Consider the following 23,168-nt stretch of genomic DNA (forward strand, 5'->3'; position numbering starts at 1 on the left):
CGGGGGAACCGCACCGTAGCCCGGCTGGTGCTGCGCCGGGGCGTGCGGTGGCGGGTAGCCACCCGGCTGCTGGGCGGGCTGCGGCGGGCCGCCGGCCTGCTGGCGACTCCAGTTGGCCTCCGCCTCGAACAGCTTCTCCAGCTCGCCGCGGTCGAGGAAGATGCCTCGGCACTCCCCGCACTGGTCGATGACGACGCCGCTGCGCTCGTACTGACGCATTTCTCCGTGACACTTGGGGCAGGTGAGACTCATCATCCGAAGGTACCCGGTCGAGTCACGCGGTCGCGGTAAGCGCTTCGATCACCTCGTCGTCGGACACCTCGTGGAAGTCCTCGTAGTAGACGCTCACCGCGCCGAAATCCTGCGGGCGCTGGGCGCAGACGACCTGGTCAGCCTCGGCGGCCAGCAGCTCGAACGCCTCCTGCGCGCCGACCGGCACCGCGACCACGACCCGGCGGGCCCCGAGGCGGCGGACGACCTCCACGGCGGCGCGCGCGGTCGCGCCGGTGGCCAGACCGTCATCGACGATCACCGCGGTCCGCCCGGCGAGGTCCAGCGGCGGGCGGCCGCCCCGGTAGAGCTGCTCCCGGCGCTCCAGCTCGGCCTGCTCCCGGTGGTTGACCTCGGCGATGTCGTCGCTGCTGAGCCGGCTGGCCACCGCGTCGTTGAGCACCTGCACTCCGCCGGGGCCGAGCGCGCCGAAGGCGACCTCCCGGGCCCACGGCATGCCGAGCTTGCGGACCACCAGTACGTCCAGTGGCGCGCCGAGCCGTTCGGCGACGACCCGGGCCACCGGCACGCCGCCGCGGACCAGGCCCAGGACGACGACGTCCGGCTCGCCGATGAGTGCGGTCAGCCGTTCGGCGAGCACCTGGCCCGCCTCGGCGCGGTCGCGGTACGTGGTCATGCCTTCAGGTCTACGCCCTGCCGCGTCGTTCCGCCCGACAGTTAGACCGAAGTGGTCCGACCGGACAGCTCCCCCGGCGCCGGCACGGTCGCCGGGGCGACGGTGCGGTGCAGGGCAGGGGCCCAGGTGAGCAGGGCCAGCGGGTACAGCAGGTAGCCGAACCGGGTCGAGGGCATCAGGGCGATCGCGACGAGCAACCCGTACCCGCAGATCAGCGCGGTGGCCACGGCGGTGCGCGGCGGGCGGCGGGCGAGCCGGACGGCGATGGCCAGGCCGGCCGCGACCAGCAGCGCGGCCGCGACCAGCCGGCCGGCGGGCAGCGCGTTGGCGATCAGGTAGCCGGGAAATGGGGACTGTGCGGGGCTGGTGACCAGGCCGTGGCCGAGTGGGAAGCGCAGCACGTTCTCGATCAGCGCGTCGCGGTCGACCAGCAGCGCCGGCAGCAGCGCCGCGACGGGCAGCCCGATCGCGCCGGCCGCGACCCGGGTGCCGGCCCGCCGGGTCAGCCCCCAGACGATCAGGACCAGGGCGACCGGCCAGGCGAACAGCTTCAGTGCGCCGGCCAGGCCCACCGCGAGGCCGGCCCGACCTGGTCGGTCGGCGGCGGCGAACGCGAGGGCAAGCAGGCAGAGCGCGAGTACGGGCAGGTCGTCGCCGCCGGTGGCGAGGGTGAGCGCGCAGATGGGCAGGACGGTGGCGGCCTGCACGCCCCGCAGCAGGGCCGCATCGCGAGGGTGGTCCGGACCGGCGGGTGTCGCCGTGCGGGCACGGCGGGCGGTGGCCGGCGCGGCGCGCAGGGCGGCCACGGCCAGGGCGAGCGCCAGCGCGGTGCCCACCGCGAACCAGACGCGGGCGTCGGTCCACCACGCGTCCAGGAGGGCTCTGGGCAGGCCGAACAGCGCCATGCCCGGTTGGTACGGGGTGTAGCCGAGCAGTTGCTCGCCGGCCGGCAGGGCGGCGATGGCGTCGGGGCCGAGGTACGGCGTGCCGTGCTCCAGCAGGCGCGCGCCGGCCTGCTCCACGACCAGCACCTCCTCCTGCGCCCGGTCGGTGCGTCCGCTGGCTCGCTCGACGCTCTGCCAGAGCAGGGGTAGCAGCGTGGTGCTCGCCCAGGTGACCCCGGTGACGGTCCACCGGGCCGGCAGACCGGCCAGCCGGGAGGCCGGGATGCGTCGGCGGAGCAGGAGTTGGACGATCACCGCCAGCGTCGCGACCAGGTAGCCGACGGCGGCGACCGCACCCCAGGCCCGGTGCGGCAGCAGCGTCGAGGTGACCGCGGTGATCGCTGCGAAGACCGCCGAGACGGCGTAGAGGACGAGGTCGAGGGCGAGCCCGCCGGCGGCGGTGTCGAGCGTCTGCCAGCGACGGCGGAGGGCGGTCGGGTCGTCGGCGGTCACGCGCGCCAGTCTGGCAGACCCCGCCACGGGGTGGCCGGGTCAGGCGGGCCGGCGCCTCAGGCGGGCAGGTGCGGGACGCGGTCGGGGCGGGCTCGGCCGGCCTGGCGGCGGTTCTGGCTCAGGCGGATCACGGCGCCGGCGTCGTGCAGGGCCGGTGCGAGGGCGCCCGGGCGCCCGCCCGAGCCGCGCTGCAACGCCGCGAGCAGGGTGCCGGCCGGCATCGGCCGGGCGAACAGGTGCCCCTGGCCGGCGGTGCAGCCCAGCTCCCAGAGGGCCCGTCGCTGCGGCTCGCTCTCCACCCCCTCGGCCACCACGTCCAGGTCCAGGCTGCGGCCCAGGTCGAGGGTGGAGCGGATGACCGCGGCAGCCTCGGCCGAACTCTCCATGGTCGTCACGAAGCTTCGGTCGATCTTCAGCTCGTGCACCGGGATCCGGGAGAGCAGCGAGAGGGAGGAGTAGCCGGTGCCGAAGTCGTCCAGCGCCAACCGGACGCCCTCGTCGCGCAGCCGGCTCAGCACCCGGTCGACCACGTCGAGCTGGCTGAGCGTCAGCGTCTCGGTCAACTCCAGCACCAGTCGGTCCGGCGGCAGGTCGTGGGCCCGCAGGCGAGCCAGCACCGAGCCGGGGAACCGCGCGTCGAGCAGGCTGCGCGGGGACACGTTGACCGCGACCGGTACGTCGAAGCCAGCGTCTCGCCAACCGGCCGCCGCGATCAACGCCTGGTCGAGGATCGCCTCGGCGAAGGCCGGCAGCAGCCCCGAGCGCTCCACCGCCTCCAGGAAGCGCAGCGGATCGATCATGCCGTGGGTGGGGTGGTGCCAGCGGGCCAGCGCCTCCGCGCTGGTCACCTCGCCGGTGCCCAGGTCGACGATCGGTTGGAAGTTGACGATGAACTCGTGGTCGGCGACCGCCCGTGGCAGGTCACCGCCGAGGGTGAGGCGGCCCAGGTCGGCGGTGTCCCGGGTGGGGGCGTACGTGGTGATGCGCTGCCCGGCCCGCTTCGCCTGGTACATCGCCACGTCGGCGCGGCGCAGCAGCTCGGCCATGCCGCCACTGGCCGGGGCGACGGAGATCCCGCCACTGGCCTCGACGCTGATGCGCATGCCGTCCAGCTCGAACGGCTCGTGCAACGCGGCGAGCAGCGTCTCCGCCCGGTGTGCGGCCACCGCCGGGGCCGGCAGCCCACGCAGGAGTACGGCGAACTCGTCGCCGCCGAGGCGGGCCACCAGGTCACCGCCCTGGGCGGCGGCCCGCAGGCGTTCGGCGACCTGCACCAGCACCTGGTCGCCGGCGGCGTGCCCGAGCGTGTCGTTGACCTCCTTGAAATGGTTGAGGTCGATCAGCACGAGCGCGGTCACCCCGTCCGCGTGCCGGGCGCTCAACTGCTCGGTGCCCTGGTCGAGCAGGTGCCGGCGGTTGGCCAGACCGGTCAGCGCGTCGTGCGCGGCCGCGTACGCGTGCTCGTCGGCCACACGGGCCAGCTCCGCGTACGCCTGGGCGTTGCGTACCGCCGTGCAGAGCGCGGAGGCGAAGGTGCGCAGGGTGTACTGCTCCCGCTCGGAGAGCTGGACCGGGCCGCGGAAACGCAGGCGCAGCACGCCCACGTCGACGGAGCTGTCGTGCCCCTCCAACGGTGTGGGAACGATGGTGCCGTCCACGTCGGTGGGCGTGCCGCTCGGGCCGTCGAAGGTGATGCCACCGGTGCCGCCACGCAGGGTGCGGCCGCCGTCGTGCAGCTCGATCTCGACCTCGTCGGCGGAGAACAGCTCGGCGGCCTGGGTGACGGCGGTGGTGAGGACGTTGTCGAGGTCCACGACGTTGAGCGCGTCGGTGGTCCGGGCGAGTCGCTGCCACGCCTGCTGCTCGCTGCGGCCCCGGATCCGCGCGGAGTAGGCAAGGTGCAGGCTCAACATGAGGGGTGGGACGGCGAGCAGCAGTCGCGGGTCGGCTCGCAGGATGAGCAGCGTGCAGAGGACGACGACGAACCGCACACCGAAGCCGGCGAGCCGGAGGTCAAGGTTGTTCAGGAATTGCCGGGAGATCCGGGTGCCGCTCGCGAGCGCGATGACCGGAATCGCCAGCAGGTCGTCCAACAGGGCGGCCACCAGGTAGATCGCGCCCAGCAGAGTGACGAGCTCCGCCATGCTCATCGGCGACCCTTGCCAGTGCACCGCCAGTGCCATGGCGCTCGCCCCACCGGCGACCAGGATGTTCTTGCTGACGCCGAACGCCGTCTTGATCGCAGGGAGCTTCATGATGGCCGATGCGATCGCGACGCCCGTCCCCGTCGCCAGCACCACCCAGGCGGGTGGGGCCACCGCCAGCCCGATCACGATCGCCGCCTCGATCCAGGTGATGGCGTGCGTGGTCGAGCGGATACGGATCGGTGCCTTGACGATCGTCCCGAGGGCCGTCATGAAGGTCAGCGCGACGATGGTCGCCGCGTCGTTCACCGAGTCAGGCGGGCGGGCCAGCACGTCGGCGAAGGCGATGAGAGTCGGACCGATCGCCAGCGCGACGACGAGACCGACGAGCAACAGCAGTTGCCGGTCTGTCCTGGTGGTCTCTGGTGTGGTCCGACTCATGAAGCTCCTGCCGTCGCCGACAGTTACACGCTGACGACGGGAGCTTACCGCTGAGTGTCACTCGGATGTCAGTGCCAGTCGCTGCCGCGCATTGCACGCTCCCTCCACTCATTCCGGCCCGGGTTTCGTATCCCCGGGCGGCTTCGTGACGAGAGCCTAAGACGGACTCGATGTAGTTAGCAGCAATAAATGTCGGTATGCGCAACATTAGCCAAGCTGGAGGGTTTTGTGACGTTGTGTCCACGGCCCCTGAACGGAGCGCGGTCAAACTTCTCGACCTGCGGCTCGCATGTTGCCAACTGCCGTCCGCCGATGCGCACCGGGCCCGCCCAGGTGCTCCTCCCCAGTCTGACGAGCAGCCTCCCCGGCCTCATCCGGAGTTCGGGCTCAGGGTGGGCCCGGTCGGATGAATCCCTGCTCCAGGCCTGATTACCCACCGGTCGCGGCCGGCACCAACGGCGTCGTTCGAATTCCGGTCAACGCCAATCTTCCCAAAGTGATCATCCAAACACCTACCGATCTGGATTTCGGGACCGACCGAGTTCACGGGTTGACTGACCATGACGCGGCTTGCCGATGTCAAGTTGCACAATGGAGCGCCGAAGCGACAGACGGTGTTCACGATGCTGGCCGTTCATCTGCCCTTCGCATTCCGCCCGGGTGCACGTGCATCCGCTGCATCGATCTCCGACACATGTTCGAATGCGACCCGGGTTGTGAACGGCAGTGGAATGGTTACCGACCGCGACTCAATCCGACCTAATCCATTAGATAACGAGCGCGCGAAAACGCAGTACCGCTCGGTGCGGGAACGCGACGCCGCTCCTTCCCGGCATCCGTCGTACCGCACCGATAGGCTCGGCGTCGTGACCGAACCCGCGCAGCTCAGCCACGTCGACCAAGCCGGCGCGGCCCGCATGGTCGACGTCTCCGCCAAGCCGGTCACCGGCCGGCTGGCCGTCGCGGCGGGCCGGCTGCGGACCACCCCCGAGGTCGTCGACCTGCTGCAACGCGACGGGCTGCCCAAGGGTGATGCGCTGGCCGTGGGCCGGTTGGCCGGCATCATGGGCGCCAAGCGCACCCCGGATCTGATCCCGCTCTGCCACCCGATCGCCCTGCACGGCGTCACCGTCGACCTTCGGCTGACCACCGACACCGTGGAGATCACCGCCACCGCCCGCACGGCGGACCGGACGGGGGTGGAGATGGAGGCGCTCACCGCGGTCGCCGTCGCGGGTCTCGCCCTGGTCGACATGGTGAAGGCGGTCGACCCCGCGGCCTCGGTGGAGGCGGTCCGGGTGCTGCGCAAGGAGGGCGGCAAGACCGGCGAGTGGGTCCGACCGGAGGACCGGCCGTGATCCGGGCCCGGGTGATCGTCGCGTCCAACCGGGCCGCGGCCGGCGTCTACGCCGACACCAGCGGCCCGCTGCTCGTCGCCGGCCTGGTCGAGCTGGGCTGCGACGTCGACGAGCCGGTGGTGGTGCCCGACGGCGAGCCCGTCGGCGTGGCCCTGCGGGCCGCCGTCGCCGACGGCATCGACGTGGTGCTGACCAGCGGTGGCACCGGGGTCACCCCGTCGGACCGGACACCGGACGTGACCCGGGAGCTGCTTGACTACGAGATTCCCGGCATCGCCGAGGCGATCCGCGCGTACAGCCGCGACCGGGTGCCCACCTCGGTGCTGTCCCGGGGCCTGGCCGGGGTGTCCGGCCGCACGCTGGTGGTCAACCTGCCCGGCTCGACCGGCGGCGCCCGCGACGGGCTGGCGGTGCTCGGTCCGATCCTCGGGCACGCCGTCGACCAACTTCGCGGCGGAGACCACTGACCGTCCGCGCCCAGGCCCGGCGCGTGTCGGTCCGTCCCGATAGGCTCGGTCGGTGAGCACGGAAACCGCGCCAACCGCCGACCGGGTCGCCGCGCCCCCGCCGGCCGGGTGGGAGGAGGCGCGCTCCCGGGTCTACGCGGTCGGCCTGGCCGCCGCGCTTCCCGCCGTCGCCCGGCCCCTGGTCGACACCGACGGGCTGACCCTGGCCGAGCCGTTGACCACCCGCACCGACCTGCCGGCGTTCCCCACCTCCAGCGTGGACGGCTGGGCGGTGCGCGGCGCCGGCCCGTGGCGGGTCGTCGGCCGGGTGCTGGCCGGCAACACACCCGCGCCGCTCACCGAGGACAACACGACCGTCGAAATCGCGACCGGCGCCATGGTGCCCGAAGGCGCCACCGCCGTGCTGCGCGTCGAGGAGTCCACCACCACCGCCGACCTGGTCAGCGGCACGCCCCGGCAGACCCCGGAGTGGCGGCAGCCGGGCGAGGAGGCGTACGCCGATGAGGAGCTGTTGCCGGCCGGCACCCCGGTCGACCCGGCGGTGATCGGCCTGGCGGCCTCCTGCGGGCACGACACGCTGCGGGTCCGGCGGGCGCCGCGCGCGGCGCTGCTGGTCTTCGGCGACGAGCTGCTCACCGAGGGCCCGCCCGCGGCCGGTCGGGTCCGGGACGCGCTGGGGCCGGCAGTGCCCGCGTGGCTGCGCCGTTACGGCTGCCAGATCCGTCCGTCCGACGTGGTGGGCCCGGTGGCCGACACGCTGCCCGCGCACGTGGCGGCGCTACGCGCGGCGCTGGCCAACGCCGACCTGGTCTGCACCACGGGTGGCACGATGCACGGCCCGGTCGACCACCTGCACCCGACCCTGGCGGCGCTCGGCGCCGACTACGTGGTCAACACGGTGGCGGTCCGGCCGGGCTTCCCGATGCTGCTGGCCCGGCTGGCCGGCGACGACGGGCGGGTCCGCTTCGTCGCGGGGCTGCCGGGCAACCCGCAGTCCGCGATCGTCGCGCTGGTGTCGCTGGTCGCCCCGCTGCTCGCCGGTCTCCAGGGCCGTCCGATGCCGGTGCTGCCGCAGGCCACGTTGGCTGAGGCGGTGCCCGGTCGCGGCGACCACACCCACCTGGCGCTGGTCCGGCTCGACCGGGCATCCGGCACCGCGTTCCCGGTGCGCCACGTCGGCTCGGCGATGCTGCGGGGCCTGGCCGGGGCGGACGGGTTCGCCGTCATCCGGCCCGGCACCAACGGGGGGCAGGGCGACCGGGTGCCCATCGTGCCGCTGCCGCTGCTGACCGGGGAGCGGGCGTCGTGACCGCGCCGGCGCTCACCTTCGGTGAGGTCACCGACCAGCCGCTCGACCTGGCCGCGCACGAGGCGGCGGTCGCCGACCGGCGGGCCGGCGCGGTGGTCTCCTTCCAGGGTGTGGTCCGCGACCACGACCACGGCCGCCCGGTGGTGAGCCTCGAGTACGAGGGGCACCCGAGCGCGGAGCAGGTGCTGCGCGAGGTCGCCGCCGAGATCGCGGCCGACCCCGACGTCTACGCGGTGGCGGTCTCGCACCGGGTCGGTCCGCTGGCGATCGGTGACGTGGCGCTGGTCGCCGCGGTGAGCACCGCGCACCGCGCGGCGGCCTTCGCGGCGTGCGCCCGGCTGGTCGACGAGGCCAAGGCCCGGCTGCCGATCTGGAAGCGGCAGGTCTTCGCCGACGGCACCGAGGAATGGGTCAACTGCCCCTGACCGGTCAGCGGCGGCCGCTCACCGCCACGGCCCGCGCGAGCCGATCGCCGTAGAACGCCGGCTCGGCGCCCGGGCGCCACGGCAACGCGGCGACCAGCAGGATCAGGGCCAGCGCCAGCGAGTTCTCCATCAGCGCGCCGAAGAGACCGTCCTGGTAGTGCGACACCTCGGGCAACTGGTGCTCGTACGGCCAGATCGGGGAGATCAGGAAGAGCAGGTAGAGGCCGACCGCGGCGACCCCGTGCCGGAGCCCGGTCAGCGTGGGGTACCAGATCGGCGGGCGGAGCCCGTTGACCCCGGGCAGCCCGCCGAACGCCGGGCCCTGGCCGGTGCGCTGCGCCAACCCCCGGCTCGCCTCCCGGCGGCGCACCGCCGCGTCGGCCAGCACGATGATCGCCGGGATCACCCAGACCAGGTGGTGCGTCCAGGAGATCGGGGAGATCACGTTGGCGGTCAGACCAACCAGCGTGAACGCGGTCAGCTCGTCACCGTCGGCGCGGGAACTGGCCGCCCGGGACAGGCCCAGCGCCAGGATCAGCACTGAGAAGGCGAGCCACAGCAGCCCCGGGGTTTCGATCGAGTCGTACAGCCGGGCCAACAGGCCGGCGAGCGACTGGTTCGGCGTCATGTCCGCCGCGCCGACCCGCTCGGTCTGCCAGAGCACGCTGCCGAAGTACGCCCGCGACTCGTCGCCGACGACCGCGAAGCTTCCCACCGTCACGCCGATCGTGGTGCCGATGGCGGTGGCCGCCACCCGCCACTGGCGGGTGATCAGCAGGTACGCGATGAACAGCGCCGGGGTGAGCTTGACCGCGGTGGCCAGGCCGATGCCGGCGCCGGCCCACGCGCCGCCGTAGACGAAGCGCAGCAGGGGACCGTCGGTCGCGGCGTAGTGGGTGCCCCGGCGAGAGCGCCAGCGCAGCCCGATCAGGTCGGCCATGATCAGCGCGAACAGCAGGATGTTGACCTGGCCGTAGCCGAGGGACTCCCGGCTCGGCTCGATGGCGAGCGCGAGCGGCACCGCCAGGGCCACGGTGAACCACAGCGGCCAGCCCAGCCGGTCCACGATCGGGCGGAGCAGCCCGGCCAGCACCAGCGCCAGCGCGGCGATGCTGGCCAGAGCGTTGACCATCCCGGCCGCGCCGATCGTCAACTGTGCCATCGGCAGCATGACCAGCCCGGCGAACGGCGGGTAGGTGAAACCGAGGGTTGTGCCGGGCGCGATGAACTCGTAGAGCTCGTGACCGCTCGCCCACCACACCACCGCGCCGTGGTAGATCTTCATGTCGAAGAAGTTGTACGGCCGCCCGAACGCGCCGATGGCGAGCCATGCGGCGTAGGCGACGGCGGCCACGATGGCGCCCCGTACGACTTTCCTGCGATCGATCCCACGCGTCACGCGTTGGACTTGGGCGAGGCGGTCCGCCCGTCTACCGACAGTCGTCGGCATGGCGTGGCCACCCCCGTACCAAGGTCGTCCTACCCGTCCAGGTCCTGCACGGAGCCTAGAACGGCGCCTCACGTCAGTGCCTCCCGCGTTATGCGACCGTGTCCGATCCCACACATGTTTTTGACATTTCCACCGCGTTAACGCCTACCGGGTGGTTCAGGTAATTCGTGGCCTTAGCGGGGGGTGGGGTGCGGGCGGAAGGGATCGAGGCAGGTCAGCCCGGGAGTCGACGTGCGGTGGAGGCGGATCGGACGGCGATCCGGGCCTCCCGACGGGCGGTACGGACGGCGCGTCGCACGGAACGTCGAGAGTGGCCGATGCGGTGGCCGGTCCGCCAACGCAGACCGGGCTTGCCTCCGGTGTCGGCGGCGGCGAGCAGCAGGCCGCCGAAGAGGCCCAGGTTCTTCAGGACGTGGACCTGGTTGTTGTTGCGGGCCACCGGGTCGTCGTTGTTCCAGAAGGGATGCCCGGCGATGGTCACGGGCACCAGGGTGCCGGCGAGGACCAGCGCGGCGGGTCGGCTGAACCGCCCGGTGGCCAGCATCAGCCCGGCGGTGACCTGCACCGCGGAGTTGAGCCGGATCAGCGTCTCGGTGTCGGTGGGGATGCGAGGGTGCGCCTTCTGCAGGATCGGCGCGACCTTGTCGGTCACCGGCTGGGCCGTCGGCGCCAGCCGGTCCGGGTTGCGGAAGTTGCGGTACCCGCTGACCACGAAGATGCCGCTCAGCATGGCGCGGGCAAGGCTGCGTACGGGCGTCATGGATCAGTCATACCCCGTCGCGGCGTTTGCTACCCCGGCAACCGCCGGATCCGGATCGGTCGCCGTGCACGCGCGCCACGCCGATTCGAGCGACCATCACTGATGGACCCACCGTCGGGGGTAACGTCGCGCGGGTGACGGCGCTGCGGCTACGACCCGAGGACCCGGCCGACGCCGGCCCGGTGCGCCGGGTGCTGGCCGCCGCGTTCGCCCGGCCGGACGTGGCGACACCGCCGGAGGTGGGCCTGGTCGACGAGCTGCGCGACACCGACGCCTGGGTGCCGGAGCTGGCCATGGTGGCCGAGTACGGCGGTGAGGTGGTCGGGTACGCGCTGCTCACCCGTGTGCGGGTGCGACCGGAGCGGGGCGGTGACGCGCCCGCCCTCGCGTTCGGTCCGGTGGCGGTCGCGCCCCAGCGGCAGCGGATGGGGCACGGCACGGCGGTGGTGCAGGCCGCACTGGACGCCGCCACCGAGCTGGGCGAGCGGCTGATCGTCGTCCTCGGTGACCCGGCCTTCTACCGCCGGTTCGGTTTCGGCCGGGCAGGTGAACTGGGCCTGACGAGCCCGTGGGCCGGTCTCGGTGAGCCCTGGCAGGCGCTGGTGCTGCCGCCGTCCACGAGCGAGGAGGGGCCGCCGCCGCGCGGCGAGGTCCTCTTTCCGGCGCCCTGGTCGCGCGTCTGACCACGTCGGGTCCGCGTTGCCGTGTAGCCCGGGGTCGCGGCCGTCAGGCCGGCTGCGTGCGTAGGTATCGGCCGAAGTGCGGGACGGTGAAGGCCACCGTGCCCCGCTCACCGGAGTAGATCAAGCCTTTCTTGATCAGCGCGTCCCGGGCCGGGGAGAGGCTGGCCGGCTTGCGGCCGAGGGCTCGGGCGATCTCCGCGGTGGGCACCGCCGCATCCATGTCGTCGCGGACCACGCCCCCGGCGTCGCCTTCCACCAGGGACAGCGTGGCCATCGCCCGCATGTACTCGCGTTCGGCGGGAGTGGCCCGCTCGAACCGGGAGCCGAAGAAGCCGACCGCCAGCTCCGCCTCCGCCTCCGGTGCGGCGACGCGGACGTCGGCGGCGGTGATCGGCGAGCGCGGAGCGTGGTCCCAGGTCGCCTTGCCGTACGCCTGGACGAAGTAGGGGTAGCCGCCGGACTTCTCGTAGAGCAGGTCGAGCGCCTTCTGCTCGTACTCGACCTCCTCGCGCTCGGCCGGCGCGCAGAGCGCCTGGTCGGCGGCGATCCGGTCGAGCCGGTCGATGCGCTGGTAGCGGAAGAGCCGCTCGGAGTACGACTTGGCGGCGCTGAGCACGGCCGGCAGGTGCGGCAGGCCGGCGCCGACGACGATCAGCGGTGCGCCGAGCTGGGACAGCTCGTGGCAGGCGGCGCAGAGCGCCGACACGTCCTCCGGGCCGACGTCCTGCATCTCGTCGATGAAGACGGCGATGCCGGTGCCCACGTCGCTGGCCACGGCGGCGGCGTCACTGAGCAGCTCGACCAGGTCGATCTCGATGTCGCCGGAGTCGGCTCGACCGCTCGCCGCCGGCACGTCGATGCCCGGCTGCCACCGGTCGCGCAGTTTCGGGGCGGCCCCGCCCCGACCGGTCGGGGCGGAGCGCTGCGCGAACGCCTTGAGGACCCCGAGGAAGGCGTCGATCCGATCGGGTGCGCGGTGCCGGGGTGCGAGCTCGCGGACCGCCATGTGCAGCGCGGCGGCGACCGGGCGGCGCAGGGACTGGTCCGGCCGGGCCTCGATCTTGCCGGTGCCCCAGAGCCGGTTGATGGCCTGCGACCGGAGGGTGTTGAGCAGGACGGTCTTGCCGACGCCGCGCAGCCCGGTGAGCATCAGGCTGCGCTCGGGTCGACCTCGGGCGATGCGCTCCAGCACGATGTCGAAGACGTCCAGCTCCCGCCCCCGCCCGGCGAGTTCGGGCGGGCGCTGGCCGGCGCCCGGTGCGTACGGGTTGCGGACCGGATCCACGCATCGCACAGTATCGGGCCCTCTAGTCGAGAGGCTAGAGATGGATAGATGGGGCTACGGGCGTGTCGGAACCGTCGACAACAAACTAGGGCTGTCTAGCGTGGACGCTAGACAGCCCTAGTTTTGGCTACCGGCTACCCGCTACCGCTTCTTCAGGCAGAGCACGTAGTCGAAGAGGTCGATCGAGTTGTCGTGCACGTAGTTCGCGGTGGCCTGCGGTGCGAGCGTCTCGCACCGGTCCCCGTCGCTGGTCGCCGGAATCCGCAGCAGCACCTGGTAGGTGTTCGGGCCACACGGCACCTTGCGCAGCTCCGCGTCGTCCTCGGTGCCGTCGTTGACCACGCAGTCGCCCTTGGCGAACTCCACCTCGCTCGGGCTCGGCGCGGCCGAGGTCGGCTCGTCGCTGGGTAGCGCGGGCGGAACGGCCGGCGCGCTCGCCGACGGAGCGGACGCCACACCGCTGTCGGAGGAGGCGGTCCTCCAGACCGCCCAACCCGCCAGGCCGAGGCACGGGCAGAGCAGGAGCAGCACCACCAGCGCGATGATCAGGGCGACCTTCCGGCCGGTCTTCCGCACCGGAGCGGCGGGCGGCATCCCGTACCCGCCGGGCGCCGGCGGGCCCCACGGCGCGCCCGGCGGGCCTGCCGTCGGCCCGGCCGGCGGAAACGGACCGGGCGGTGGCGGGTAACCCGCGCCCGGGGTCGGCGGCGGACCCCATGCGGGTGCGGTCGGCGGCTCGGCGCCGCCTGCCGGCGGGCCCCACAGGGGTGCCGTCGGGGGCTCGGCGCCGCCCGGCGGCGGGCCCCACTGTGGCAGGGTCGGATCCACCGGCGGCAAGCCGTCGGGGCCGGTCGTCGGCCGCTGGTACGGGTCGTCCGGCTGCCCGGAACCCGATGGTCCGTAGGTTGTCATCTCATCCCCAGGGGTGGGTGGTCTCAGCGCTGTTTGAGGCAGAGGACGAAGTCGAGGGTGTCCAGCTCGCTGTCGAAGAAGTACCAGTTCGTGTAGCCCTCGACCTTCGCGCACTTGGCCTCGGCGTCGCGCTCGCCGCTGGTCGCGCCGTCGATCCGGCGCAGCACCTGGTACGACTTGGGGGCACAGCCACTGATCAGCAGCTTGGGCTTGCCGCCGGCCACGCCATCGTTGCGGACGCACTGGCCGACCTTGACGAACCGGGGGTCGGCCGACGACTCCGGCGCCGGGGCGCTCGGCGCTGGCGCGGCCGGGTCGGTCGCGTCAGCGCTGGGCGCAACGGCCGGATCGGTCGGCGCGGCCACCGGGGCTGGGTCGTCCGAACCGCTGAGGAACCAGTACGCGCCGCCGCCGGCCACCACCAGCATCAGCAGGACGGCCAGCACCGCGATCAGCGGGCCTCGACCGCGCCCGCTCGGCGCCGGCGCGGGGTCCCCGCCGTACGGGCCGTCGTCGGGTCGGTACGGATCACCGCCGCCGTACGCCGGGGTCGTTTCCGTCGGCCGGTACGACCCGCCACCGTAGGGGCTCCCCGAATCCCCGTAGGGCGTCTCCGGCCCGCCCCCGTACGGCGTCTCCGGCCTGCCACCGTACGGCGACTGGGGCCCACCACCGTGCGGCGCTGCGGAGCCGCCGCCCGGGTAGGGCGCGGCGGGCACACCGCCGTAGGACCCGGGTCGCCCCTGTGACGCCGGCGGGTAGGGCTGCTGGGGCGGCCGTCCGGGCGTCTCGTCGGGTCGTTGCCCGCGCCACGGTCCTCCGCCGCCACCACCCGGTGGCCCGTAGTTCGTCATGCCGCCCTCCTGCACAAGTGGTGAGAGGCCGGCCACCAATGCGCGACGCCGACTCCGAGGTCACCGTAGCGTGGTCCACCGATGAGCTCATCTCCACCGAGTGCCGTGGCCCTGACCGGCCGCCGCGCCGGCGCCGCGCCCGCCCTGATCTGGACCGCGTTGATCGTGGTCTACGTGCTCTGGGGCTCCACCTACCTGGCCATCCGGATCACGGTGGAGACCCTGCCCGCGCTCACCTCGGCCGCCCTGCGGTTCGCCGTCGCCGGCCTGGTGCTGGCGGCTGTGCTGCGGCTGCGTCGAGGGCCGGGCGCGTTGCGAGTGGACCGCCGGCAGCTCGGCTCCGCCGCGCTCATCGGGGTGCTCCTGCTGGCCGGCGGCAACGGCCTCGTGGTGCTCGCCGAGTCCGGGCCGCCCGGAGTGGCGGTGCCGTCCGGGATCGCCGCGCTGCTGGTGGCCACCGTGCCGCTGCTCGTGGTGCTGCTGCGCTCCGCCAACGGGGACCGGCCGCCGCTGTGGACGTTCGCCGGGGTCAGCCTCGGCTTCGCCGGTCTGGTCCTGCTGGTGCTTCCCGCCGGCAGCGCGGACGCCGTGCCCCTGGTCGGCGCGTTGACCGTGGTCGCGGCGGCCACCTCCTGGTCGGTCGGATCGTTCCTCTCCGGCCGGATCCGGATGCCCGCCGATCCGTTCGTCGCCACGGTGTACGAGATGGTGGCCGGCGCGCTGGTGCTGGCTGTCGTCGCCGCCGGTCGGGGCGAGCTGCGCGACTTCCACCCGGCCGAGGTCAGCACCCGATCCTGGCTCGCGTTGGGCTATCTCATGGTGGCCGGTTCGTTGGTGGCCTTCACCGCGTACGTCTGGCTGCTGCACAACGCGCCCATCTCGCTGGTCTCGACGTACGCCTACGTGAACCCGGCCGTCGCGGTGGCGCTCGGCGCGTTGCTGGTGGCCGAGCCGATCACTCCCCAGGTGGTGCTCGGCGGCGCGGTCATCGTCGCCGGGGTGGCGCTGGTGGTGAGCACGGAACGCCCGAGCCGGTCGCGCCCGGTATCGCGATCGGGGACCGCGTCCGCGGGCGACCGGCGGTAACGTCCGCCCATGTCGGCCGCCGCGCTGGTGCCGTTCGCGCTGCTCGGCGCGCTGATCGGCCTCGCCGTCCCTCCGTTGGCCCGGCGCTTCACCACCCCGGCGGCCCGGTCGCCGGCCGCTCCGGGGTTGCGGCCCGGCGCGCGGGCGTGGCTCAGTCCGGTGGTGGCGGGCACGGTCTTCGTCGGGCTCGCCGTCGCACTGCGTGACGACCCGGCGCTGCCGGTGTTCCTCGCGGTGGCGGCGGTGGGGCTGCTGCTGGCCGGGGTCGACCTCGCCTGCCTGCGGTTGCCCGACCCGCTGGTCCTCGCCGCGGCGCTGCTCGCTCTCGGTGGCCTGTCCGCCGCGGCGCTGCTGGCCGACGACCCATGGCGGCTGCTCGGCGCTCTGGCCGGTGCGGCGGTCGCCGGCGCGGCGTACGTGCTGCTGGCCCTGCTGCCCGGCTCGCGGTTGGGCTTCGGGGACGTGAAGCTCGCCGCCGTCCTCGGCCTGCCGCTCGGCTGGCTGGGCCGGGACGCCCTGCTGGCCGGCCTGCTCCTGCCCCACCTGCTGCACGGAGGCATCGTGCTCGGCCTGCTCGCCGCGCGGCGGGTGCGCCGGGACACCCTGCTGCCGCTCGGGCCGGCCCTGCTCGCGGGCGCGTGGCTCGCGGTGCTCCTCGGCTGACGCGGCCCGCCGCAACGCCGCCGATCTCACTGTGCGTGACGCCGCTGGCGGCGCTCGCCCGAGTGAGCGTGATACCTCAGAGGCATAAATATGACTGTGAGGTATCGCGTTCATTCGTCCGAACCCCACCCAGCCACCTCGGGCGGATCGGCGCGGTAGGGCTTCGTCAGATGAGGCGGAGCTGGCGGTCCCTCGGTCGCCTCGGCTCGGTCTCGCCGAACCGCTCGAACAGGCCGGGGTCGATGACACCGAGGAACGGTGACGGGTCGGAGTCGCGCTCGACGCCGTGCCGGGTCCGACGGGCCGCATGACTGACGTACAGCCGGTCCTGCGCCCGGGTCAGGCCGACGAAGAAGAGCCGGCGCTCCTCGGCGACCGCGTCCTCGTCCGGCGTCGAGCCCGGCCAGCGCAGCGGAAGCAGGCCGTCCTCCGCGCCGACCAGGAACACCACCGGAAACTCAAGGCCCTTGGCGGCGTGCAGGGTGAGGAGGGTGACCGCCTCCGCGCGCGGGTCGAGCGCGTCCACCTCAGCGCCGGTGGCCAGTTGCGACAGGAACGTCTCCAGGTCGTCGCCGCAGCGCCGGGCCAGCGGGGTCAGCAGCTCCACCGCCGAGCGGACGTCCTCGGGACGACCCGCGACGGTGCCGTCCAGGGTGGGCACCGCGAACCGCTCCGCGACCACCTGCCCAGCCAGCCGCACCCGGGCGGCCAGCGAGCCGGCCAACCCGTTCGCGTGCCGCAGCTCCCGGGCGATGGCGGCAACCCCGGGCCGGTCCCGCAGCCGGTCGTGCGAACGCTTCTGCACCGGGATGTTGGCCCGGGCGAGGGCGTCCACGATCGGTGCGGCCTGCGCGTCGGTGCGGTACAGCACGGCGATGTCGGAGAACGACAGCGAGGTGGACCGGCCGTCGATCCGACCCGAGTCCAGTGACCGGTGGGACAGCCCGCCGACCAGCTCGTCGACGGTGCGGACCACGAAGTCGGCCTCCTCGGCGACGGAGGCCGCGGGGTAGCGGCCGACCAGTGGCGCCTCCGGGTCGAGCCGGGCCGGGTCGAGCCGCCGGCCGCGGACCAGCGAGGACGGCGCGATGGCCTGCACGGCGGCGGCCAGGATCGGCGCCGAGGAGCGGTAGTTGCGGTTGAGCCGGACCAGCCGGGCGTCGGCGAAGTCCTCGGAGAAGCGCAGAAAGTAGCCGACGTCGGCGCCCCGGAAAGAGTAGATCGCCTGGTCCGGGTCGCCGATCGCGCAGAGGTTGCCGTCCGCCGGGCTGAGCAACCGCAGCAGCTCGTACTGCACCGCGTCGACGTCCTGGTACTCGTCGACGAAGATCCACCGCCAGCGGTCCCGGTACCGTCCGACCAGCTCCCGGTCGGCCTGCAGCAGCTCCACCGGCAGACTCACCAGCTCGTCCAGGTCGACCAGGTCCTGCTTGCGCAGCAGCGCGATGTAGCCGGTCTGGTCGTCGCCGGCCTCCGACCGGGCCGCCGCCCGCTCCGCGTCGTCGGCGATCCGGAAGTCGGCCGGCAGGCCCGCCGCGTCGGCGTTCTCCCGCAGGATGGTCAGCCCCAGCGCGTGGAAGGTGCCCACGGTGACGTCCTCGGCGACCGGGCCGAGCAGGCTGTCGAGGCGGTGCCGCAGCTCCTCGGCCGCCCGGCGGGTGAAGGTGATGGCCAGGCAGTGCTCGGGAAAGACGTTCAGCTCCGCGCAGAGGTACGCGATCCGGTGGGTCAGCGTCCGGGTCTTGCCGGTGCCGGGGCCGGCCACGATGAGCAGCGGGCCCCCGGGCGCGGACGCGGCCACCCGTTGCATCGCGTCGAGCCGGTCCAGCAGACCGGTGCCGACCTCCTCCATGCCCGCGAGCATCGGCTCGAACGGTTCGTGCGGCGACGGCGGCGATGCGATCGGCGGGGCGGGCGGTGGAGCCGCCTTGCGCTTCGATTCCGCCTTCGCCGCCGCCGGGCGCTTGACCGTGGCGCGGGCTGCCGCCTCCGCGGATCGCCGCTGCGCCGGCACGGGTACGTCGAACAGCGTCTCCTGGGCCGTGCCGCCGCCGGCGCCCAGCTCCGCGGGGTCGAAGAGGGTGATCACTCCGTACTCGCCGTCGTAGCCCGGCACCCGGCGTACGTCGCCGCGCCGCAGCCGCCCGATGCCCTCCGCGAGCAGCTCGCCGCCGGCCTGCGCGATGTCGGGCAACGGCGTCGTGGTCAGGATCTCCAGCTCGGGGCCGAGCGCGGCGAGCAGCTCGTTGAACCGCCCCTCGACCTTCTTCGAGCGGGCGCCCACCTTGTTGATCTCGCCGAGGATCTCGGCCAGCGGCACGAGATGGGTGACGTCCCGGGCGTGGGCCGGTCGGTGCCCCTCGGCGCGGTCAGCCAGCTCCTCGATCCGGCTCAGGACCCCCACGGTCAGCGGCTTGCCGCACTCGGGGCAGCGCCCACCCGCGGCCCGGGTCCGCTCCGGGGACCAGTTGACCCCGCACAGCCGGTGCCCGTCCGCGTGGTACTTGCCCTCCTCCGGGAAGAACTCGATGGTGCCGGCGAGGCCGTCGCCGGTCCGCAGCGCCTCCCGAACGGCGAAGTAGTCCCGCTGGGCGGTCAGCACGGTCGCCTCCCGGCCCAGTGCCGGCGGGGAGTGCGCGTCCGAGTTGGAGACCAACTGGTAGCCGTCCAGGCTGCCGACCCGCCAGTTCATCGCCGGATCGGAGGAGAGGCCGGTCTCCACGGCGAAGATGTGCTCGGCCAGGTCGGCGTAGCAGTCGGCGATCGCGTCGAAGCCGGACTTCGAGCCCAGCGCGGAGAACCACGGCGTCCAGATGTGCGCCGGGACCAGGTAGCCGTCCGGGCTCGCCTCCAGGGTGATCTCCAGCAGGTCCCGGGAGTCCAGGCCGAGGATCGGCCGGCCGTCGGAGCCGAGGTTGCCGATCCGGCCGAGCGCCGCGTTGAACCGGGCCACCGCGTCCAGGTCGGGCAGGTAGATCAGGTGATGCACCTTGCGGGTCCGGTCGTCCCGCTTGTAGATGGTGGAGATCTCCACGCTCAGCATGAACCGGACGGGGTCCGCGTCCGCCGTGCCGGCCAGCCGGGGCGGCAGCCGGCGGGCGACGTCCCGCTCCGCGTCCGGGTCGAGCCGGTAGAGCCCCGGCTCGGCCGAGCGCAGTGTCTCCCGCAGGTGGTCGTACCAGGCGGGGTGGGTGAAGTCTCCGGTGCCGAGCAGGGCGATGCCCTTACGCCGGGCCCACCAGGCGAGGTTCGGCAGAGTGAGGTCGCGGCTGCACGCGCGCGAGTACTTCGAGTGGATGTGCAGGTCCGCGACGAATGGCGGGAGGCCACCGGGGGGTACGGCGCTGAACGGGGGCACGCCGCATCCTGTCACGCCCGCCGCGCCGGTCGCCTCCCGCCACGCGCGGACGTGACGTCCGCTATGCCGAGCGCAGCTCGACCAGGGTGATCTGTGGCTCGGCCCCGACCCGGACCGGTGGACCCCAGAAACCGGCGCCGTTGGTCACGTAGACCTTGGTGCCGTCGATCTCGCCGAACCCGCTGACCACCGGCTGTTCCAGGCGGACGGCCAGGTTGAACGGCACCACCTGCCCTCCGTGGGTGTGCCCGGACAGTTGCAGGTCGACGCCGTACCGCGCCGCTTCCCTCACCGCGGCCGGCTGGTGCGCGAGCAGGACCACCGGCCGGTTCCGGTCGCGGTCGCCGAGGGCGGCGGCGAAGTCCGGCCCGGCGGCGAGGCCGGTGCCCGTGCCGGACAGGTCGTTGACGCCGGCCAGGTCGAGCACGCCGCCCCGGGCCTGGATCTCCTGCCGCTTGTTCTGCAGGACCCGCAGGCCGAGCCGGTCCACCTCCTGGACCCACTCCTCCACCCCGGAGTAGTACTCGTGGTTGCCGGTGACGAAGAAACTGCCGTACCGGGACCGCAGGTCGCGCAGCGGCGCGGCCGCCGACCCCAGCTCCGCGACCGAGCCGTCGACCAGGTCACCGACGACCGCGACCAGGTCCGCGTCGAGCCGGTTGATCGCCGCGACGATGCGCTCGGTGTGCGCCCGGCCGCGCAACGGGCCGAGGTGGATGTCGGAGACGGTGGCGATGCGCAGGCCGTCCATGCTGCGGGGGAGCTTGCCGAGCGGGATCTGCACCCGGTCCAGCTGCGGCGGGCCGAGCGCGGTGCGGACCCCGTACCCCGTGATGGCGGCGGCGGTGAGGCCGGCGAAGATGGCCGCCCCGCGGGCCAGCAGCAGCCGGCGGGCCGGGTCGTGGTCCGGTGCCGCGACGGCGCCGGTGGCCGGCGGCTCGGTCGGCCCGGCCGCGCCCACCAGCACCGGCTCGGGCGCGGCGGTGGTCGGCTCGGCGGCGACCACCCGCCGGCGCAGCACCAGCCGGGTGACCAGCATCGGCACTTCCAGCACGGCGAGCACGACCAGCAGGTAGAACATCAGCGCGAGCCAGAGGAAGCCCGGCCAGGCGAGCCAGTACAGCCCGGCCTGGGTGCCCGCGAGGGTGAGCGGCACGAGCAGCGCCAGCACCAGCGCGGCGATCCCGCCGATCCGCCGCCAGCGGCCCGGCGTGGTGGTGTCGCGGATCAGCCGCTTCCACAGGTACAGGTGGATGAGACCGGTGACCAGCGCCAGGACGGTCACGAACCCCAGAACCGCCATCATCCGTGCGCCTCCCTCAGCCGCCCGCGAACGGCGGCAGGATGTCGATCGTGGCCCCGCCCGGCAGGGGTGCCTGACGATCATGACAGGTGACGCCGTTCACCAGGAAACTCGCCACCCGCAGCACGGCGGCGAGTCGGTCGCCGTGCCGCTGGGCCAGCTCGACGGTGAGGTCGTCGAGAGACCGGCCGGCGGCCGTGACCTCCTCGGCGCGGCCGGCGGCGGCGCGCGCGCCGGCGAAGTAGCGGACGGTCAGCCGCATCGGGTCCACCTCTCTCAGCCTCCGATCGCGGACATCGGCCGGGTCGGCTGGAGGAAGGTGGGGTCGTCGATGCCGTGCCCGGCGCGCTTGCCCCACATGGCGGTGCGCCAGCGCCCGGCCAGGTCGTCGTCGTCCGCGCCCCCGCGAAGCGCGGCACGCAGGTCGGACTCGTCGGTGGCGAAGAGGCACGCGCGGACCTGACCGTCGGCGGTCAGTCGGGTGCGGTCGCAGTCGCCGCAGAACGGGCGGGTGACGCTGGCGATCACGCCGACCCGGGCCGGGCCGCCGTCGACCAGCCAGGTCTCGGCCGGCGCCGCGCCGCGTTCGGCCGGGTCGGGGCTGAGGTCGAACCGGGTACGCAGGGAGGTGAGGATCTCGTCGGCGGTGACCATCGTGCTGCGGTCCCAGCCGTGCTGGGCGTCCAGGGGCATCTGCTCGATGATCCGCAGCTGGTAGTCGTGCTCGACGGCGAAACGGAGCAGGGCCGGCGCCTCGTCCTCGTTGACGCCGCGCATCAACACAGAATTGATCTTCACGGGGCTGAGCCCGGCGGCGGCGGCCCCGGCGAGCCCGGCCAGCACCGCGTCCAGCCGGGGGCGGCGGGTGAGCTGGGTGAACCGGCCCGGGTCCAGGGTGTCCAGCGAGACGTTCACCCGGTCGAGGCCGGCCGTACGCAACGCCGGGGCGAGCCGGTCCAGGCCGATGCCGTTGGTGGTCAGGGAGATCCGTGGGCGGGGATCCAGCGCGGCGACCGCCGCCACGATGCCGACCAGCCCGGGCCGGATCAGCGGCTCGCCGCCGGTGAACCGCACCTCGGTCACGCCGAGCCGCTCGACGGCCACCCGGACCAGCCGGACGATCTCCTCGTCGCTGAGCAGCTCGGGGCCGGCCAGCCAGGGCAGCCCCTCGGCCGGCATGCAGTACGTGCACCGGAGGTTGCACTTGTCGGTGAGGGACACGCGCAGGTCCCGAGCGACCCGGCCGTACCGGTCGACGAGGACGCCGTCGGTCCGCGGGGCGACGCTCACCTGTCGACCGTAGCGCGCTCGGGCCGGCCCAGGGCGGCGCGGGCGTTCTGGATGACCGCATCGCGGTATCCGCTGCCGAACAGGGCGGTGTGCACGAGCAGCAGGTGCAGTTGGTGCAGGGGCACCCGTTCGCGCCAGCCGTCGGGGAGCGGCCAGCTCTCCCGGTAGGCGGCAAGGACGCGGTCGAGGTGCGGGACACCGCCGAAGAGAGCCAGCTGGGCGAGATCCGTCTCCCGGTGCCCGCCGTGCGCCGCCGGGTCGACCAGCCAGGCCCGGTCGTCGGCGCCCCAGAGCACGTTGCCCGGCCACAGGTCGCCGTGGACGCGGGCCGGCGGCTCGTCCCCGCCGAACTCGGCGATCCGGTCGATCACCTGCTCGACCAGCGCGGCGTCGTCGCCGCTCAACGCGCCGCCGTCGACAGAGCGCCGCAGGTAGGGAGCGAGCCGTCGCTCGGCGAACCACGTCGACCAGGGGCCGTCGTCGGGGGTGTTGTCCTGTGGGAGCGCCCCGATGAAACCGGGCCAGGCCGCTCCGAAGGTCGGTGCGCCGGCCCGGTGCAGGCCGGCCAGCTCCCGACCGAGGCGCTCGGCCGCCTCCGGCGTCGGCTCGCCGGGCTCCACCCAGTCGAGCGCCAGCAGGTCGGGCAACGCCACGATCACCTCGGGTACGGGGATCGTGCCGGCCTCCCGCAGCCAGCGCAACCCGGCCGCCTCGGCGGCGAAGAAGCCCTCCGGCACCGGCCGGCCGGCCCGCTCGGGCCAGGACTTGGCGAAGACCGAGTGGCCGTCGTCCAGGGTGAGCCGGGCGGCGGCGCAGATGTCCCCACCGGCGACCGGCGTCTCCCGAATCCGCTGGTGGGTTAGGAACGTCGGCAGGTGTGCCGGGTGCGCGCGCAGGTACGCCAGGTCCATCAGCGCACGGTAACCGCTCCCCACGACACATCGGTGCCGCCCGAACACATCCGGCCGGTCAGGGGCGGAACCGGCCGGATCCCAGCACTCGTGGATGCGCGTTGAGCAGGGACAACACGGTGGGTGACTGTGGATAAGCCGCGTGTCGTCCACAGGGGCGGCGGA

The 23,168-nt window shown here is 73.6% G+C and carries 20 protein-coding genes and 1 pseudogene; 7 read left to right on the forward strand and 14 right to left on the reverse strand.

Annotated elements, in window-relative coordinates:
• The 4 genes from DKT68_RS18375 to DKT68_RS18390 form a co-directional block, all read right to left on the reverse strand.
• Nucleotides 1–255, reverse strand: a 255-nt coding sequence (locus tag DKT68_RS18375; RefSeq protein ID WP_109818669.1) for a TFIIB-type zinc ribbon-containing protein, incomplete at its 3' end; no start/stop codon positions are given.
• Nucleotides 256–274: 19 nt separating this feature from the next.
• Entirely contained in the window at nucleotides 275–907 is a 633-nt protein-coding gene (locus tag DKT68_RS18380; protein WP_109818642.1) for a phosphoribosyltransferase, read from the reverse strand.
• Between the two features lie 41 nt (nucleotides 908–948).
• Nucleotides 949–2,304 carry a glycosyltransferase 87 family protein gene (locus DKT68_RS18385; protein ID WP_109818643.1) on the reverse strand — a complete coding sequence of 452 codons (1,356 nt, stop codon included), beginning with the start codon at nucleotides 2,302–2,304 and terminating at the stop codon, nucleotides 949–951.
• Between the two features lie 56 nt (nucleotides 2,305–2,360).
• Nucleotides 2,361–4,889 carry a putative bifunctional diguanylate cyclase/phosphodiesterase gene (locus DKT68_RS18390; RefSeq protein ID WP_109818644.1) on the reverse strand — a complete coding sequence of 843 codons (2,529 nt, stop codon included), beginning with the start codon at nucleotides 4,887–4,889 and terminating at the stop codon, nucleotides 2,361–2,363.
• An 866-nt stretch (nucleotides 4,890–5,755) separates the two neighbouring features.
• Here DKT68_RS18390 and moaC point away from each other — a divergent pair.
• Genes moaC through DKT68_RS18410 form a run of 4 tightly spaced genes read left to right on the forward strand, consistent with a single transcriptional unit; the run spans nucleotide 5,756 to nucleotide 8,448 of the window.
• Entirely contained in the window at nucleotides 5,756–6,247 is a 492-nt protein-coding gene (gene moaC / locus DKT68_RS18395) for a cyclic pyranopterin monophosphate synthase MoaC (protein WP_109818645.1), read from the forward strand.
• On the forward strand, nucleotides 6,244–6,714 hold the full coding sequence (locus tag DKT68_RS18400) for a MogA/MoaB family molybdenum cofactor biosynthesis protein (RefSeq protein ID WP_109818670.1): 471 nt from the start codon (nucleotides 6,244–6,246) through the stop codon (nucleotides 6,712–6,714). The genes moaC and DKT68_RS18400 overlap by 4 nt, the downstream gene beginning before the upstream one ends.
• Before the next feature lie 52 nt (nucleotides 6,715–6,766).
• Nucleotides 6,767–8,023 carry a molybdopterin molybdotransferase MoeA gene (locus DKT68_RS18405; protein ID WP_109818646.1) on the forward strand — a complete coding sequence of 419 codons (1,257 nt, stop codon included), beginning with the start codon at nucleotides 6,767–6,769 and terminating at the stop codon, nucleotides 8,021–8,023.
• A complete protein-coding gene (locus tag DKT68_RS18410) occupies nucleotides 8,020–8,448 on the forward strand; it encodes a molybdenum cofactor biosynthesis protein MoaE (protein ID WP_109818647.1) in 429 nt (142 codons plus the stop codon). The genes DKT68_RS18405 and DKT68_RS18410 overlap by 4 nt, the downstream gene beginning before the upstream one ends.
• Nucleotides 8,449–8,452: 4 nt before the next feature.
• On the opposite strand, the gene DKT68_RS18415 is transcribed toward DKT68_RS18410, so the two are convergent.
• Together DKT68_RS18415 and DKT68_RS18420 are read right to left on the reverse strand one after the other, a co-directional pair.
• Nucleotides 8,453–9,898, reverse strand: coding sequence for a glycosyltransferase 87 family protein (locus tag DKT68_RS18415; RefSeq protein WP_109818648.1), 1,446 nt, complete (start codon nucleotides 9,896–9,898; stop codon nucleotides 8,453–8,455).
• Nucleotides 9,899–10,112: 214 nt separating this feature from the next.
• Nucleotides 10,113–10,658: a DoxX family protein gene (locus tag DKT68_RS18420; protein WP_109818649.1), complete on the reverse strand. Its 546-nt coding sequence runs from the start codon at nucleotides 10,656–10,658 to the stop codon at nucleotides 10,113–10,115.
• A gap of 134 nt (nucleotides 10,659–10,792) precedes the next feature.
• Between DKT68_RS18420 and DKT68_RS18425 the strand changes: the two genes are divergently transcribed.
• Nucleotides 10,793–11,341, forward strand: a complete 549-nt coding sequence (locus DKT68_RS18425; RefSeq protein ID WP_109818650.1) for a GNAT family N-acetyltransferase — start codon at nucleotides 10,793–10,795, stop codon at nucleotides 11,339–11,341.
• Between the two features lie 43 nt (nucleotides 11,342–11,384).
• Here DKT68_RS18425 and DKT68_RS18430 read toward each other — a convergent pair whose 3' ends face one another.
• From DKT68_RS18430 to DKT68_RS32055, 3 genes and pseudogenes are all read right to left on the reverse strand, one after another.
• Nucleotides 11,385–12,626 carry an ATP-binding protein gene (locus tag DKT68_RS18430; protein ID WP_109818651.1) on the reverse strand — a complete coding sequence of 414 codons (1,242 nt, stop codon included), beginning with the start codon at nucleotides 12,624–12,626 and terminating at the stop codon, nucleotides 11,385–11,387.
• Between the two features lie 141 nt (nucleotides 12,627–12,767).
• A complete protein-coding gene (locus DKT68_RS18435) occupies nucleotides 12,768–13,175 on the reverse strand; it encodes an LppU/SCO3897 family protein (RefSeq protein WP_109818671.1) in 408 nt (135 codons plus the stop codon).
• 386 nt (nucleotides 13,176–13,561) lie between these two features.
• A pseudogene (locus DKT68_RS32055) lies at nucleotides 13,562–14,062 on the reverse strand (LppU/SCO3897 family protein); the annotation flags it as partial.
• 411 nt (nucleotides 14,063–14,473) lie between these two features.
• Between DKT68_RS32055 and DKT68_RS18445 the strand changes: the two are divergent.
• Nucleotides 14,474–15,478 carry an EamA family transporter gene (locus tag DKT68_RS18445; protein ID WP_201749089.1) on the forward strand — a complete coding sequence of 335 codons (1,005 nt, stop codon included), beginning with the start codon at nucleotides 14,474–14,476 and terminating at the stop codon, nucleotides 15,476–15,478.
• A gap of 9 nt (nucleotides 15,479–15,487) precedes the next feature.
• Complete coding sequence (locus tag DKT68_RS18450; RefSeq protein ID WP_109818653.1) at nucleotides 15,488–16,141, forward strand: prepilin peptidase; 654 nt, start codon at nucleotides 15,488–15,490, stop codon at nucleotides 16,139–16,141.
• Between the two features lie 166 nt (nucleotides 16,142–16,307).
• Here the strand turns inward: DKT68_RS18450 and DKT68_RS18455 are convergent, their stop codons facing one another.
• From DKT68_RS18455 to DKT68_RS18475, 5 genes are all read right to left on the reverse strand, one after another.
• Nucleotides 16,308–19,499: a UvrD-helicase domain-containing protein gene (locus DKT68_RS18455; protein ID WP_109818654.1), complete on the reverse strand. Its 3,192-nt coding sequence runs from the start codon at nucleotides 19,497–19,499 to the stop codon at nucleotides 16,308–16,310.
• Between the two features lie 61 nt (nucleotides 19,500–19,560).
• Nucleotides 19,561–20,805, reverse strand: coding sequence for a metallophosphoesterase (locus tag DKT68_RS18460; protein ID WP_109818655.1), 1,245 nt, complete (start codon nucleotides 20,803–20,805; stop codon nucleotides 19,561–19,563).
• 13 nt (nucleotides 20,806–20,818) lie between these two features.
• Nucleotides 20,819–21,064 (reverse strand): MoaD/ThiS family protein, encoded by a 246-nt coding sequence (locus tag DKT68_RS18465; RefSeq protein ID WP_109818673.1) that lies wholly within the window; start codon nucleotides 21,062–21,064, stop codon nucleotides 20,819–20,821.
• Between the two features lie 14 nt (nucleotides 21,065–21,078).
• Nucleotides 21,079–22,092 (reverse strand): GTP 3',8-cyclase MoaA, encoded by a 1,014-nt coding sequence (gene moaA / locus DKT68_RS18470; RefSeq protein ID WP_109818656.1) that lies wholly within the window; start codon nucleotides 22,090–22,092, stop codon nucleotides 21,079–21,081.
• Nucleotides 22,089–23,003, reverse strand: coding sequence for a fructosamine kinase family protein (locus DKT68_RS18475; RefSeq protein WP_109818657.1), 915 nt, complete (start codon nucleotides 23,001–23,003; stop codon nucleotides 22,089–22,091). The genes moaA and DKT68_RS18475 overlap by 4 nt, the downstream gene beginning before the upstream one ends.
• Nucleotides 23,004–23,168: the final 165 nt, after the last annotated feature.

The sequence above is a fragment of the Micromonospora acroterricola genome, assembly GCF_003172955.1.
In the GTDB taxonomy this organism is placed as follows: domain Bacteria; phylum Actinomycetota; class Actinomycetes; order Mycobacteriales; family Micromonosporaceae; genus Micromonospora; species Micromonospora acroterricola.